Origin of the sequence: Pantoea sp. Ft-CA_14 (assembly GCF_024520875.1) — a bacterium.
Classification (GTDB): Bacteria; Pseudomonadota; Gammaproteobacteria; order Enterobacterales; family Enterobacteriaceae; genus Pantoea; species Pantoea agglomerans.
Genome location: NZ_JALNPM010000001.1, coordinates 454,586 through 468,689, shown reverse-complemented (window position 1 = coordinate 468,689; position 14,104 = coordinate 454,586). Strand labels below are relative to the sequence as shown.

Annotated in this window: 13 protein-coding genes; 6 read left to right on the top strand and 7 right to left on the bottom strand. The window is 54.2% G+C overall.

All coding sequences use genetic code 11. The annotated features are described in order from the left end of the window. Nucleotides 1-34: 34 nt before the first annotated feature. Complete coding sequence (locus NR195_RS02285; RefSeq protein ID WP_010259132.1) at nucleotides 35-1,282, bottom strand: sensor domain-containing diguanylate cyclase; 1,248 nt, start codon at nucleotides 1,280-1,282, stop codon at nucleotides 35-37. 433 nt (nucleotides 1,283-1,715) lie between these two features. Next, on the bottom strand, nucleotides 1,716-2,099 hold the full coding sequence (locus tag NR195_RS02280) for a nuclear transport factor 2 family protein (protein ID WP_033786812.1): 384 nt from the start codon (nucleotides 2,097-2,099) through the stop codon (nucleotides 1,716-1,718). Nucleotides 2,100-2,332: 233 nt separating this feature from the next. On the opposite strand from NR195_RS02280, the gene NR195_RS02275 reads away from it, so the two are divergent. From NR195_RS02275 to NR195_RS02255, 5 genes are all read left to right on the top strand, one after another. Then, nucleotides 2,333-2,974, top strand: a complete 642-nt coding sequence (locus NR195_RS02275; protein WP_256844022.1) for a TetR/AcrR family transcriptional regulator — start codon at nucleotides 2,333-2,335, stop codon at nucleotides 2,972-2,974. 60 nt (nucleotides 2,975-3,034) lie between these two features. Next, complete coding sequence (locus NR195_RS02270) at nucleotides 3,035-3,616, top strand: TetR/AcrR family transcriptional regulator (RefSeq protein WP_256844021.1); 582 nt, start codon at nucleotides 3,035-3,037, stop codon at nucleotides 3,614-3,616. A gap of 54 nt (nucleotides 3,617-3,670) precedes the next feature. Continuing rightward, a complete protein-coding gene (locus tag NR195_RS02265; protein ID WP_256844020.1) occupies nucleotides 3,671-4,774 on the top strand; it encodes an alkene reductase in 1,104 nt (367 codons plus the stop codon). 54 nt (nucleotides 4,775-4,828) lie between these two features. Continuing rightward, nucleotides 4,829-5,572, top strand: coding sequence for an SDR family oxidoreductase (locus tag NR195_RS02260; protein ID WP_256844019.1), 744 nt, complete (start codon nucleotides 4,829-4,831; stop codon nucleotides 5,570-5,572). A gap of 405 nt (nucleotides 5,573-5,977) precedes the next feature. Beyond that, nucleotides 5,978-6,751, top strand: a complete 774-nt coding sequence (locus tag NR195_RS02255; RefSeq protein ID WP_256844018.1) for a hypothetical protein — start codon at nucleotides 5,978-5,980, stop codon at nucleotides 6,749-6,751. 101 nt (nucleotides 6,752-6,852) lie between these two features. On the opposite strand, the gene NR195_RS02250 is transcribed toward NR195_RS02255, so the two are convergent. Further along, nucleotides 6,853-7,179, bottom strand: a complete 327-nt coding sequence (locus tag NR195_RS02250; protein WP_010670656.1) for a hypothetical protein — start codon at nucleotides 7,177-7,179, stop codon at nucleotides 6,853-6,855. A 185-nt stretch (nucleotides 7,180-7,364) separates the two neighbouring features. Beyond that, a complete protein-coding gene (locus NR195_RS02245) occupies nucleotides 7,365-8,435 on the bottom strand; it encodes a LacI family DNA-binding transcriptional regulator (RefSeq protein WP_031594605.1) in 1,071 nt (356 codons plus the stop codon). Between the two features lie 265 nt (nucleotides 8,436-8,700). On the opposite strand from NR195_RS02245, the gene NR195_RS02240 reads away from it, so the two are divergent. Next, a complete protein-coding gene (locus NR195_RS02240) occupies nucleotides 8,701-9,963 on the top strand; it encodes a maltoporin (protein ID WP_256844017.1) in 1,263 nt (420 codons plus the stop codon). 83 nt (nucleotides 9,964-10,046) lie between these two features. Here the strand turns inward: NR195_RS02240 and NR195_RS02235 are convergent, their stop codons facing one another. From NR195_RS02235 to NR195_RS02225, 3 genes are all read right to left on the bottom strand, one after another. Further along, on the bottom strand, nucleotides 10,047-10,370 hold the full coding sequence (locus tag NR195_RS02235; RefSeq protein ID WP_010259145.1) for a glucose PTS transporter subunit EIIB: 324 nt from the start codon (nucleotides 10,368-10,370) through the stop codon (nucleotides 10,047-10,049). A gap of 420 nt (nucleotides 10,371-10,790) precedes the next feature. Further along, complete coding sequence (locus NR195_RS02230) at nucleotides 10,791-12,866, bottom strand: beta-galactosidase (protein WP_256844016.1); 2,076 nt, start codon at nucleotides 12,864-12,866, stop codon at nucleotides 10,791-10,793. Nucleotides 12,867-12,907: 41 nt separating this feature from the next. After that, nucleotides 12,908-14,101: a glycosyl hydrolase 53 family protein gene (locus NR195_RS02225; RefSeq protein WP_256844015.1), complete on the bottom strand. Its 1,194-nt coding sequence runs from the start codon at nucleotides 14,099-14,101 to the stop codon at nucleotides 12,908-12,910. Between the last annotated feature and the right edge of the window lie 3 nt (nucleotides 14,102-14,104).

Genomic DNA, 14,104 nt, shown 5'->3' with positions numbered 1-14,104 from the left:
TCCGGAAGGTCATACCAGCAATCATATGCATCGACTAAGGCTCTTCTGACTCAAAAAACTGATACGACCCATCACGTCGGGCTTTGGCCTGGTACATCGCTTTATCCGCGTTTTCGAATAATATTTTGGCCGATGCCGTCCCAAAGCGGGCAAGGCTGATACCGATAGCCGCGCCAATGCGCACATCCATATTATCAATGGCGAATGGCGCGTGCAGACTTTCAATAATACGCAGGGCAATGGCAGCGGCTGTATCGCGATTTCTGCACTTTGCCGCCACAACAAATTCATCTCCGCCCAGTCGCGCCAGTGAGTCGCCCGGACGCATACAGCGTTGCAGCCGTTCACTGACCTGCTGCAGCAAGGCATCCCCTGTCGCGTGGCCCATCAAATCGTTCACCGCTTTAAAGCCATTCAGATCGATAAACATCACCGTCGTATAGGCCTCATCATCCACCTTCGCCAGCATGCGCCCGACCTGGTCGTTGATCCAGGTACGATTATGCAGCCCGGTCAGCGTGTCCAGCGTTGCCAGCTTCTCCAGATTGCGCATCCTCTCTTTGTCTCGCGTAATGTCGCGCGACACCAGAACTGCACCAATATTTTTGCCGGTAGAGGGATTGATGACGCCACAGGCTTTGGTGCCCAGAATGATGTAGTGGCCGTCACGATGCAGCTTGCGCACCTCAACGACGTCCGGCAGCACTCCCCCGTTGAAGATGCAGGCGAGTGCTTCAGAGGCGGGGCCGCGGTCATCGGGATGCAGGAAATCCACCACCAGCTGACCGACAACTTCTTCGGCTGTCCAGCCAATCATTTCGCTATAAGAGGGCGAGATTGAAACGTACCGGCCATCCGCGTCGCAATGGGCAATCAGATCGGTGCTGTTTTCAATTAACAGACGATACTCTGCCGCCGTGCGCAGCGCATCTTCCAGCGCTTTACGCTGTCCGGTCACATCAAGAATGAAGCCGTTATACTGCAGACGGGACGTGCCAGGCTGGCGATCCGGCAGGCCAGATACAATAACCCGACGCGTCTTGCCATCCAGACAATGGATCGGCACTTCAATATGAAAAGGCGTCAGGAAATCAAGCGCTGCGGTCAGTTGCAGCGCGATCTTTGCATCATCGTCGGCCTGTGCCAGTCTCAGCCATGAACTCAGCGTCACACCCTTCAGTTCAGGCATCAGACCAGCAGGGCTTTCCTGACTGGCGACGCAGATACCCTGGGCATCTGTAGACCAGACAGCGGTAAAAGAGGGTTTGATCATTGTGTTCATGGCGGCCGACTCCGACGTAGCTGACGATATTAAACAGGCTCAATACTCGTCGCTACAGACCTGATTATAACCGTTAATGTCCGCCTGTAGCTGAAGGAGGATCCGGAGACAGGTTCACCATTGCGAGAATACCCGCCATTGACGGCGGCTGACGCTGCGCTTATCCGTCTGCAGCTGCTGAGGTGCCGCCCTGCCCGCACAAAAGTGAGCGAACCCGGGATTCAGTGTCAGAAGTATGAGCCAGTGTTTATCGGCCGATCGGGCCAGAATCTTTAATGATGCCACCTCTGCCAAAAGCGCTGGGGTATGATTATGTTGATTAATAGCAACCGGATAATCAGGCGTAAAAGCACTTTACTGTTTTAGTCGTCTCAATACCTTTTTGCAGCCCGCAGCAAACGCAGGCTGCAATGATCAACTGACCAGACCTGGATCAGTCTGCCGTATGTGTGTGATAGATCTTGCTGACCACGGTCCAGCGATCGTTCACTTTCAGCAGGTTAAAAAAATCAGTGAAACGGAAACCAGAAATGTCGTCAGTGTCGATGCGGGCACTGGCGGCAGTCCCAACAATATCTACGCGCACGATAGCCGCTTTTGCTTCGGGTGAAGGACGGAATGCGGTGTCGATGGTGTCAAACAATCCCTGAATTGGACCGCCGCTGAGGTTGCCGTCACTGTCGAGACCAAAAATGGTCGCCCTGTCGCTGAAAGCGGGCTTCATAAGCTCACTTTTCGCCTGCTTACCTCCTTCGTTATACTGATTCAGCACTGCCACGATGGCGTTATAGTCCTGCACATAGGTCGTGTTATTCATCTGTTTTCTCTCCGTTCTGATTAATAAGGTATCCCTTCAGACACCCCGCTTTTGGGTGATATTTTCTGACACAGACATGTACCGACTCAGCGCGACATCAGCCTGCCGGGGGAGCGCAGGCGGGATAAAGGTCGTGCCAGTGTGTCGATTTAATTCTGTAGTGAGCACTACGTAATAGTATTATTGTATAGTGATCACTATGTAATGTGTCAAGAGAATGATTGAGGCCGTCTATGAAAATACCTGACCAGCCTGCTGCCACTGAAAAGCCGAAAGGCCGGCCACGAAGCTTTGACCGTGATAAAGCGTTGCTGAAGGCGCTGGATCTGTTCTGGCGCAAAGGTTTTGAGCCAGCATCGGTTGCCGAACTTTGCACCGCCATGGAAATCAACCCACCCAGCCTCTATTCCGCCTTTGGCAATAAAGCAAAACTTTTTCTGGAGGCCGTGAACTACTACGAAACGAAGTACTGGAAAGCGACCTGGCTGCGGCTTGAGGAGAGGCAGGATATTGGTGAAGCGATTGACGGTTTCTTTAGCGAAGCAGCCGATATTCTGCTCTCCCCTTCAGCGCCCTGCGGCTGCATGGTGGTGCTGGCAGCCATCAATGTTTCAGCAGAATCGACGGATGTTGTCAGGGCGGTTAGCGTTCTCAGGCAGGAAGGAAAAGATCTGTTTGAAAAAAGGCTGGTCAGAGCGGTTCAGCAGAAGCAACTGCCCGCAGATACCAACACCGTCGCGCTGGCTACCGTTCTGAATACGCTGCTGGAAGGCATGTCGATAGAGGCGAAAGACGGTGCGACGCTTCAGAGCCTGAAATTGATCGGGCAGCACGCCACCCGACTGCTTCACCCGCTCACAATCAGAAACAGATAGCATGAAACAGGTTAAAAGTTACTAGACGACCGGTCAGTTTTTCACTAGAGTGTGCACATTATGAAAAGAAACGTGACAGATATGCGGCAGCACATCATTGATGTGGCCAGGGCGATCATTACTCATAAGGGCTACAGCGCCGTCGGGATTTCCGAGATTGTAAAAGCGGCGGATATCCCAAAAGGCTCGTTCTATTACTACTTTCCGTCGAAGGAAGCGTTTGCAGAGGCGCTGCTGGAGCACTACTTCAGCCACTATTTGCTGGAAGTAGAGCATCAGCTAGGCGGAACAGGAACGGCGAGAGAGCGACTGCTGCGCTATTTTACCTTCTGGAAAACCACCCAGGGCGCAGACCTGCCTGAAAGTAAATGTCTCGTGGTCAAGCTGGGGGCGGAAGTCTGCGCCCAGTACGATAACATGCGGCATGTGCTGGCAACGGGCACCCATGAAATTGTGCTCAAAATTGCTGCCTGCCTCCGGCTCGGTCAGGAAGATGGCTCCCTGCCCGCCGTAACGGATGCCACTGAACTGGCAGAAGAACTCTATCAGCTCTGGCTGGGGGCTTCCCTGATGGCGAAAATCCACGATCCTGACAAAGCGTTCAGTCAGGCAATGAACGCAACAACACGGCTACTCGGGTAGCCGATTTTTTTTTGCCCACCTACTAGACGACCGGTCAACTATTAAGAGGTTTATATGACTGACAACAGTACTCGTACCGATTTATTCTCACCTGTTTCGATGGGCAGTCTTCAGCTGTCAAACCGCATTGTAATGGCACCGGTCACGCGTAGCCGTTACTGTGAAGAGGGTGTGCCTGATGAACTCCATGCTACCTACTATGCACAGCGTGCCGGGGCTGGCCTGATTATTTCTGAAGCCACCAACATCTCTCCGCAGGGACGCGGCTATGCCGCTACGCCGGGGATATGGAGCGAAGAGCAGGTGGCTGGATGGAAAAAAGTCACTGATGCGGTTCACGCTAAAGGCGGCAAAATCGTCTGCCAGTTATGGCACGTGGGCCGTTTTTCAAGCGTGGAACTGCAGCCTGAGGGCCAGCGTCCGGTTGCACCTTCTGCCATCAAAGCTGAAGGACAGACTTACACCGTAAACGGTTTTGTGCCGGTATCGACGCCGCGTGCGCTGGAAACAGAAGAAATCCCCGGCATCATTGAGCAATACAAACGTGCAGCTGAAAATGCCCTGCGTGCCGGTTTTGACGGCGTTGAGGTCCACTCTGCCAACAGCTACCTGCTCGATCAGTTCCTGCGTGATTCCACCAATCACCGTACCGACGCCTATGGTGGCTCTATTGAAAACCGCGCCCGCCTGACGCTGGAAGTGACAGAAGCCATTATCAACATCTGGGGCAATGACAAAGTCGGTATCCGCCTCTCTCCGGTCACACCTGATGCCGGTAACACGCCGCCAGACAGCAATGTTATGGCGATGTACGGCTACCTCATTCAGCAACTTAACCGGTTCAACCTGGCTTATCTGCACTTCGTTGAAGGCGCGACGGCCACCTCTCGTGATGTGCCTGCCGATGTGGACATGGACGCGCTGAGCGCACAGTTCAACGGTCCGTTTATTGGCAATAACAACTATGACCTTGAGATGGCCATCAGCCGCCGCAACGCCGGAATTATTGATGCGGTTGCCTTTGGACGCCTGTTCATCTCCAACCCGGATCTGGTTAAGCGTCTGCGTTACGGTGCCGCGCTGACCATCGCGCCGAAAGAAGCCTATTACGGCGGTGGTGCAGAGGGTTATACCGACTGGCCGGAAGCCAGCTGCTGATAACGGTTTATGGCGGGTGAGCACCCGCCCCTTTCACCAGAAGGAGAATTAAAAATGAATTACCTGCAACAGAAAACAGCCATTATTACGGGTGCATCCTCCGGGATTGGTGCGGCTACCGCGCGGGAACTTGCGCGTCATGGCGTGAATATTGTGGCGGCAGCACTGGACCAGAACGGCCTCGATACGCTGGTACGCCAGATTGAAGCTGAAGGGGGACGCGCTGTCGGCCTGGTAACCGATGTTACACGTCTGGAAGAAACCCGGGCGCTGGTGAAGTTCGCCAGTGACATCTTCGGCGCCATAGACATACTGATTAACAATGCGGGCCTGATGCTTTTCTCAAGCTGGAGTGACGTTGCATGGGAAGAGTGGAACAAAATGGTCGACGTCAACATCAAAGGCTATCTGAACGCCATTGCCTCTGTGTTACCCGTTATGCTGAAGAAAAATGAGGGACAGATCCTGAATATGGCATCGGTTGCAGGTCATCAGGTGGATGCGGGTGCAGGGGTTTACAGTGCAACAAAATTCTTCGTCCATGCCATGACAGAATCGATGCGCAAAGACTTAGGGGTTAATAACGGGATACGCGTCAATACCATCAGCCCTGGCGTAATCAATACCGGCTGGGCCGATAAAGTCGGCGATCCTCAGGGCCGTAAAGTGGCTCAGGAACTCAATAAATTAGCCATCAGCCCACAGGATGTGGCTAATGCGGTGGTGTATGCACTTAATCAGCCGCAGAACGTTACCGTCAACGACCTGATCGTTTCTCCCACCAGACAAAACTGGTGATATCCGGATAACAGCGTCGGGGTTGCCACGCCATCCACCCTGCCCTGATGCTGATTATCAGGGCAATACTGCCCCGGCATGGCTCGCACGCCCTGATGCTACTTTCCTTCAATTTTCGCCTGATTAAGCCGCCGGGCTATCACTCTTTGCATCGCCTGAAAATTAAGAAGAAAACAGAGTAACTCAGAATTAATTCTTATAGGTTAACAGGGAAAACAGCCCAAACACTGCACTCCGACAGAGCAAATATTACATTAAATCATAGGGTAAATGCCGGTTTAGTGATTGACAAACTGTGATCAAAAATCCTGTCATAGTTTTCTTTAGCTTAACCTTTTCTTAAGATTAATCTTATAACATCGTCTCTGTATTAGCCCATGTTGGGCTGTTCCGGAGTATCACCCTATGCAAAATAACAACACAGCTTCTCACGCTCTCAGTAAAGTTCCGGCCGTTACCGCGGCTTTCTGGTTAACCAAAATCGCTGCGACTACCCTGGGTGAAACCGGCGGCGATGCGGTGACCATGTCGATGAATCTCGGTTACCTGACCGGGACATTGATTTTCGCCATCATCTTTCTGGTCGCGGTGGTGGTGCAGATAAATCGCCACAGTTTCAACAAATGGATTTACTGGTTCACCGTGGTGGCCACAACCACCGTTGGCACGACGATGGCAGATTTTGCCGATCGCTCACTGGGCATAGGGTATTTAGGTGGCACCGTGCTGCTGAGCACCCTGCTTATCCTCTCGCTTTTCCTGTGGAAAATCACCTGCGGTACGGTTGCGGTCAGTTCAGTGAGCAACGGCGTCACAGAGAGTTTTTACTGGGTCACTATTATGTTTTCACAAACCCTGGGCACGGCCTTAGGTGACTGGACGGCAGACACTGAAGGGCTGGGCTACGATGGCGGGATCCTGCTGTTTGTTGGCGCGCTGGCAATCATCTGGGCGGCCAGTCGCTTTACATCACTTTCGCGTACGGGGCTCTTCTGGGCGGCCTTTATCCTGACCCGACCACTGGGTGCCGTGGTCGGCGACTTTCTGGACAAACCCCTTGCCTCAGGCGGACTCGCGCTAAGCCGCTACGGTGCCTCACTGACGCTGGCGCTAATCATCATCGCTCTTCTGGTGATGCTGCCACAGCGTCCGGCAATGAAGACCGCCACGGCGAGTTAAAAAACGTTACTGGCAAATGTACAGATAACGCATCGACTTAAACGTAATCAGGGCCGCCAGCGATGGCGGCTTTTTTATTATCTGATGCGTAACAGGCTACATCAGACAGAGCGCTCAAATGAGACGATTTGACCATCGGGTGCAGCAGCGAGTACCGGCAGACTCTCTGCTGGCTCCTGCATTTTCACCCGAAACGCCGTGTTGCTGGCATCAAGGAAAACGGTTCTCAGATGACGGTTACAGATGAACCATATTTCATCGCGGTCATTTGAAAGAATGTAGTAAGCATCTGATGTTTCAGAGGGGTTAAAACAGCCCAGCGCGCGATAAGCCGTCTGCGGGGTAAAACCGCTGGAAAGCGGCAGTGGCCTGGGGCCATGCGCTAACTCTTCAATCCTGAGGTAAAGCCCCTGTTCAAGCCACAGCATAATGTCACTCCCTGAGAGTAGAGAAACCGGGCTGAACGTGTCGGCTGCATTACCGCGAAGCAGAATGCCCGTTCACTGACCGATTTAGTGATCGGATAATTTTTCCGACGTGCAGAATCGTTATCCTGATCTGAGCATAGCAGCGGCGCGTTCTTATGCTTTTTTTATCTGCTTGCGGTGTTCTGCTACTCAAGGCGACTGGCGAGCAGCCGCAGCTGCTCAGCAATCTGCTTCAGATCACGCTGCTGCTGACCGGCGATACCCGTCGAGCTGCGTACCACCAGTTTTGCCGGAAGGATAGAAGAGGAACGCTGCTCATCCTGCTCACTGGCTAACAACAGACGCGCAACGGCCTCTTTGCCCTGTAAATCAAGATCGAGCGACACCGTGGTCAGCGCCGGATGGAAGAAGGCACTTTCATAGGTGTCATCGTAGCCAATCACCGAAATCTGCCCCGGCACCGCTACACCGCGCTGATGCAGCGCGCTCAGCACTCCCAGTGCCATCTGATCATTTCCCACCAGCAGCGCGCTGAACTCCGGCGCTTCACGCAGCAGTTGCAGCACGCCGTTGTAACCACTTTGCGCATCCCAGTTACCGTGGCTGACGCTGACCGGCTTCAGACGATAGCTCTCCAGCGTATCCAGCCAGCTCTTTAACCGCAGATTGGCAGAAACGGACTCCTCTGGCCCGGCCAGCAGAGCAAATTCCCGATGCCCCTGCTCGTAGAGATATTTGACACTGGCACGGGTACCGTCAGCCGGGTTAAACGAAACGTTAAACACCGCGCTGTACGGATCAACATCAAGAAACAGACACAGGATATCGTCGTTCTCCTGCACGATCCGCTCCGCATCACTGCTCTCCAGCGGGACGTTGATAATCACCTTATCCACGCGCTGCGACTTCAGCTCATTGATACAATTCTGCAGACTTTGATTGACGTTCTCATCAATCATGGCGATCAGCACCTGATAGTCAGCGGCATTGGCATATCGTTTAACCGCAGCGGCCACCTGCGAAGGAGCATGCAACGCCAGCGATGTGGTCACCAGACCCAGCGTTGTGCTCTGCTTACCCACCAGCTGTTGCGCCAGTCTGTTTGGCACGTAGCGCAGGGTTTCAATAGAGTTCTCCACCTTGCGCCGCGTTGATTCTGAGACGTTTGCCGACTTATTCAAAACCCGCGAAACCGTCTGATAAGAGACGCCAGCATGGCGGGCGACATCCTCTAAGGTGGCATTTTTTGATTTCATAATTCGCATCCCTGATTACCGATGGCGGAATGGTATCACAGCAGCCGAATAAGCCAGGTTACCGCAGTCACATTGCGCAAATAAAAAGTAAAAGTCATACCTTCACATCACGAGGTTTGGTGATCTGATTCACTAATCGTTACAAATACCGCCACTTTATTTGCAGTGCATCACACATTATCGCGATTTTGTTTGTCACCCATCTGACAAAAAGCGTTAACTGCCGCTGTCATGTGAACGTATTACAAATAAAATTGAGGATAACATGGAAACAAAGTTACGTACTGCTGCTGTGGCGCTTGCTGCGGCCCTGACCTCCCCGACGCTCTATGCTGCTATCGACAACATTGATTTCCATGGCTATCTGCGTGGTGGCGTTGGCGTATCGCAGGATGGCGGTATTGAAGAGTATCAAAAGAACAAGATTGGCCGTCTCGGCAATGAAGCCGACACCTACGGCGAGGTTGAGCTGGGCAGCGAAGTCTACAAAAAGGATGACGTCAGTTTTTACGTCGACACCATGGTCAGCATGTTCTCCGACGGTTCTAACGATAACGAAACCACCTTCGGTGACGATGCGCAGTTTGGTTTGCGTCAGCTTAATCTGCAGATCAAAGGGCTGGTGCCGGGTGACAAGAATGCGGTGATCTGGGGCGGTAAACGTTACTACCAGCGTCACGATTTGCACATCATTGATACCAAATACTGGAATATCTCCGGCTCCGGTGCGGGTATCGAAAATTACACTCTGGGCCCGGGCGCGATCTCCTTTGCCTGGATCCGTGGCGATGCTAATGACGTCGATTACCGGGTCGATGGCGATAACGACGTCAACATTAACTACCTGGATCTTCGGTATGCTGGCTGGAAACCGTGGAGCGGTGCCTGGACCGAGTTTGGTATTGATTACGCCATGCCGAACACCACTAAAAAGCAGGAAGAGTATGGTGGCCTGTATGATGCGGAAAACGGCGTTATGCTCACCAGTGAAATCAGTCAGGATATGTGGGGCGGCTATCAGAAACTGGTGTTCCAGTACGCCAATAAAGGCCTGGCACAAAACATGATTTCACAGGGCGGTGGCTGGTATGACATGTGGAACGATACCCGCGATGCCACCGGCTACCGCGTAATCAATACCGGCCTGCTGCCGATCACCGACAAGTTCTCCCTGAATCAGGTCTTTACCTGGGGTTCAGCGGATGACGTCACCGCGCAGACCAGCAAAAGCACCCTGCTGTCGCTGGTGGGTCGTGGTCAGTATCAGTTCACGCAGTATGTCCGCGGGATCGGCGAAGTGGGTAGTTTCTGGCAGAAAGATGAGAACAAAGTGGGCAGTGACTATAAACAGGCGGGTCAGAAATATACGCTGGCGCTGGGTCTCGCAGCCGGTCCCGAATTTATGTCACGCCCGGAACTGCGTCTGTTTGCCTCTTACCTGAATGACTCAGAAGACGGACACAGTTTCCAGGACAACACCAGTAACAACACCTGGAACTTCGGCGTACAGGTCGAAGCCTGGTGGTAACCAAGCAGTCTCCTCATTGTGATCATTGTTAAGCTCTTATGCAGGGGCTTATTTGGATAACCGGCGACGGTTATCCATTTTTTTTACTCCGGCTGAAGCGGCTTAAAGAATCGGGCTTCCAGCAACTGACGCAGCTGGTCGGATTGCGTACCAAAGATGGCATGAACTTCCTGCCCCAGAATCACCACGCCAATCGCCCCCGCCTTCTGTAATCCTGCCGTATCTACCGCCCTCAGCGATGTCACTTTCACCCGCAGCCGGGTTAAACAGGCGTCCACCTGCTGAATGTTTTCACGCCCGCCGAAGCACTCTACAAGACGCTCCAGCAGCGCACTGTCTATCTCAACCTCTTCCGCCGTCAGCGGCTGCCGACTGAAATATTGCTTAAACGATTTCAGACTCACCATGTTGTTCTCCTCCAGATAATAAAAAGGCGGGCTGCTGCCCGCCACTCACGACTGATAAACGAAAACGAGGGGGAATGGCTTCAGGGCACTCACAGAAAATACACTCTTCCTGCCCTCAAACCCTATTCCTCCGCCACAAAGTCCGCAATTAAAGCCGGTCCAAAACTTCCAACAGACAACTCCCATGCGCAAAGCGATGGGGGCCAGTACCTGTAGCAAAGCATCACGGGCCAGGGACAAAAACGCCGGGAGCGTTTTTGAACAACGCAACGCGTTGGCCCGGGAACGGGCGCACCTCAGGGATGAGGTGCGTAATTGCCCGTGTTGAGCTGGCAGGGATGCCGTCTTTTGCGTCTTTGCGGAAGGTACTGGCCCCCTGAGCCGATGCTAAACCTGCCAGCAAACGGCATTAAACTAACGTCAAAGGCTTGCGCCTTCAGTTAGCGGCACACTCAGAACGCGACACCCCCACGGCGCCAGCACCAGCGATTCCCCCACAACCGAGCCATCGATCAAATCGCTGAGCCCAGCAGGCAACGACAGCTGCTGCACCTGACCGGTAAAATTCTGCACAAAAAGAAACGCCTGTTCGCCATCAGTGCGCCGCTGAACGACCACGCCCGGTGGCAGATCAATCGCCAGCGCGCGCGGCAACGCCAGCTGCTTAATCAACGCACCATAAAAATCCCGCTGGAAAGACAGATCATTACGCGATGCGATATACCAGGCTTTGCCCTGACCCACGCGATTCACCGTCACCGCCGGGGTACCGGCATAAAAATCGCTCTCATAGCTGGCCAGCGCCGTTGCCCCTTCCAGATGAATATGCTCGCAAAGCTCTCGCGCCTGATAAGGCCCACTCAGACCCAGCTCATTGCCGCGCACCCCGCGTACGCCATTGAACTCCTCATCAGTCAGACTATCGATCTCTTCTGACCAGATGCCAAGCAACGGCCGTAACGGCCCCGGGAAGCCACCGGGATAACACAGATCGCTCTCATTCACGATGCCGCTCCAGTAGCTGGCAACGAAATGCCCGCCCTGCTCAAGATGCTGTTCCACCCGCGCCGCAAAACCATCCCGCACCATATACAGCATCGGCGCAATCACCAGATCGTAACCACTGAGATCGCAGTCGCCGTTAATCACATCCACCGCCACGCCCTGCTCCCAGAAAGCACGATAGTGCTCGTTCACTGTGCGCTCATAATGCAGTCCGAGATTGCGCGGCCCCTGCGCATTATCCATCGCCCAGCGACTCTCCCAGTCGAAAATAATCGCCACCCGCGCCTCAACCCGGCTGCCCATCACCGGCGTCATTGCGGCCAGCATCCGGCCCAGCTCACTCACCTCACGACCGGTGCGCGTATCAAGATGACCCACATGATCGACTACTGCGCCATGAAACTTCTCGACCGAACCCCGGCTCTTGCGCCACTGAAAATATTGCACCGCGTCCGCACCATGGGCCACCGCCTGCAGCGATGACAGAATATGCATCCCAGGCTTCTTCAGCTTGCTGGTCGGCTGCCAGTTGGTGGCGCTCGGCGTCGACTCCATCAACACGAAAGGCTTGCCCTGCTTCAGAGTGCGCATCAAATCGTGGTACATCGCGGTATAACAGGCGAGCGTGGTCTCATCCTTCTCGTTATGCCACATCGGGTAGCTATCCCAGGAGATAAAATCGAGCACCGGTGCCAGCTTCCAGTAATCGTAGTCGTAGAAATATTCCATAAAATTGGTGGTCGCAGGCAGATCGGGATTGGCCTGCTTCAGCGGTTTAATCTCCTCACGACAGAAGTCAGTAACCTGATCGGTCATAAACCGCCGCCAGTCCAGATTCAGACCGTGAATCGACATCTCACCCTGTGGCGCTGGCGACACAATCTGTGACCAGTCGCTGTAGGTATGGCTCCAGAAATCACTCCACCAGGCGAGATTCAGGTTCTCCAGCGTCTCATATCGGCGCTGCAACCAGCTGCGAAACGCCTGCTGACAGCGATCGCAATGACATTCTCCGCCATACTCATTGGAAATATGCCAGCCGAGCACCGCCGGATGATGCGCATAGCGCGCCGCCAGCCGACTGTTCATCGCCTGCACTTTCTGGCGATACACCGGCGAGGTCATGCAGTGGTTATGACGACCACCATGCAGAGCCGGCACGCGATCGCGCCCCACACGCAATACCTCCGGATACGCCTGCGACATCCAGGCTGGTCTGGCCCCACTTGGGGTAGCAAGAAACACAGAAATCCCCTGCAGCCAGAGCGTATCAATTACCTCATCCAGCCAGCCAAATTCATAGCGCCCCTCTTCCGGCTCCAGCTTCGCCCAGCTGAAAATACCCACCGACATAACGTTACAGTTCGCCTGCTTCATCATCATGACGTCTTCATCAATAATGCCCGGCTGGTGCGCCCACTGTTCCGGATTGTAGTCAGCACCATGCAGCAGCCGGTTAACCCGGGCGCTGAGCGGGGGAAATTTATTCATACCTGTTCCTCAGAGGTAGACATCAGCGTTTGCGCTAATGGTTAATGAAAAACCTGCAGCGAAGGCAGCGCCTTGCCGTGACAGTCAAACAGCGCCTGGTTTTCGCGGGCGTTACCCTGTTTCCATTCGTCGTGGATATATTTCATGCCAGCGGGCGTCGCCCAGGTATTGCCGGGCGCAGGGATCCACGCCGGTTCCCAGTAGACGACACCCTTGCCGCGATGGTCCGGCACCGCCAGCACCGCTTTGATCAGATCGTGCAGATAAGCCGCCTGGCCCGCTACGCTGCCGGGATAGCCACCCGCCTGCTCCTCTTTGGCCTGGAAACTGTTCTCCGCGCTATCGCAGTTTTCCAGCGTGTAGCCGTAGGCCGCTTCCACCACCATCACGTCTTTGTCATAGCGCCGGGAGATATCATCCATGTTGGCTTTCAGGGCGCTGATGGGGCCGTTCCAGTAGGTGTACATCGACAGGCCAATCACATCGAATGGCACATCACGCTTAACGATCTCGTCAAACCACCAGCGAAACGTGTCGTTCTTTGTGCCCTCAGCCAGGTGCAGCATGATCTTCACCTGATGCGGGTCGCTGAGATTCTCACGCACCCCGCTGATCCCGGCTTTCAGCAGACCGGCCAGCCGATCGAACTCACCGCCGTTCTGGCCCCAGCTTTTGCCTTCCGGCCAGAGCATGCCACCGTTGAGTTCATTGCCAATCTGCACGATATCCGGCATCACACCTTCCGCTTTGAAACGGGCGATGGTGTCGCGGGTGTAGTCATGAACCTGGGTTTCCAGCTGCGGAAAAGGCAGCGACTGCCAGGCTTTGGGCTTGAACTGCTTGCCTGGGTCAGTCCAGAAATCGCTGTAATGAATATCCAGCAGCAGCTTCAGGCCCGCCGCTTTAACGCGCTTCGCCAGCGCCAGCGTGGTCGCCAGATCGTTGCCGCCGCCACCGTAGGTCTGACCGCTGCCGTCGCGGGGATCCACCCACAGCCGCAGTCGGATGGTGTTGATGCCGCTGGCTTTCAGGATGGCGATAACATCCTGCTGCTGGTTATCTGCGTTATAGAATTTCGCCCCCTGCTTCTCCAGTTCAGCCAGCGATGAGATATCCGCACCTTTGATAAAATCGGCTGGCCACGGCCCGGCAGAGCCGATGACAGGCTGATCGGCGGCGAGCAGCGGTGTCGCCCAGGCCAGTGCCAGGGCGAGAATCAATGTTTTTGGCGTCATGAT

Bases quoted from the DNA above. Each gene is read 5' to 3' on its own strand.
- NR195_RS02285 (WP_010259132.1), bottom strand. From the start codon at position 1,282: ATGAACACAATGATCAAACCCTCTTTTACCGCTGTCTGGTCTACAGAT.
- NR195_RS02280 (WP_033786812.1), bottom strand. From the start codon at position 2,099: ATGAATAACACGACCTATGTGCAGGACTATAACGCCATCGTGGCAGTG.
- NR195_RS02275 (WP_256844022.1), top strand. From the start codon at position 2,333: ATGAAAATACCTGACCAGCCTGCTGCCACTGAAAAGCCGAAAGGCCGG.
- NR195_RS02270 (WP_256844021.1), top strand. From the start codon at position 3,035: ATGAAAAGAAACGTGACAGATATGCGGCAGCACATCATTGATGTGGCC.
- NR195_RS02265 (WP_256844020.1), top strand. From the start codon at position 3,671: ATGACTGACAACAGTACTCGTACCGATTTATTCTCACCTGTTTCGATG.
- NR195_RS02260 (WP_256844019.1), top strand. From the start codon at position 4,829: ATGAATTACCTGCAACAGAAAACAGCCATTATTACGGGTGCATCCTCC.
- NR195_RS02255 (WP_256844018.1), top strand. From the start codon at position 5,978: ATGCAAAATAACAACACAGCTTCTCACGCTCTCAGTAAAGTTCCGGCC.
- NR195_RS02250 (WP_010670656.1), bottom strand. From the start codon at position 7,179: ATGCTGTGGCTTGAACAGGGGCTTTACCTCAGGATTGAAGAGTTAGCG.
- NR195_RS02245 (WP_031594605.1), bottom strand. From the start codon at position 8,435: ATGAAATCAAAAAATGCCACCTTAGAGGATGTCGCCCGCCATGCTGGC.
- NR195_RS02240 (WP_256844017.1), top strand. From the start codon at position 8,701: ATGGAAACAAAGTTACGTACTGCTGCTGTGGCGCTTGCTGCGGCCCTG.
- NR195_RS02235 (WP_010259145.1), bottom strand. From the start codon at position 10,370: ATGGTGAGTCTGAAATCGTTTAAGCAATATTTCAGTCGGCAGCCGCTG.
- NR195_RS02230 (WP_256844016.1), bottom strand. From the start codon at position 12,866: ATGAATAAATTTCCCCCGCTCAGCGCCCGGGTTAACCGGCTGCTGCAT.
- NR195_RS02225 (WP_256844015.1), bottom strand. From the start codon at position 14,101: ATGACGCCAAAAACATTGATTCTCGCCCTGGCACTGGCCTGGGCGACA.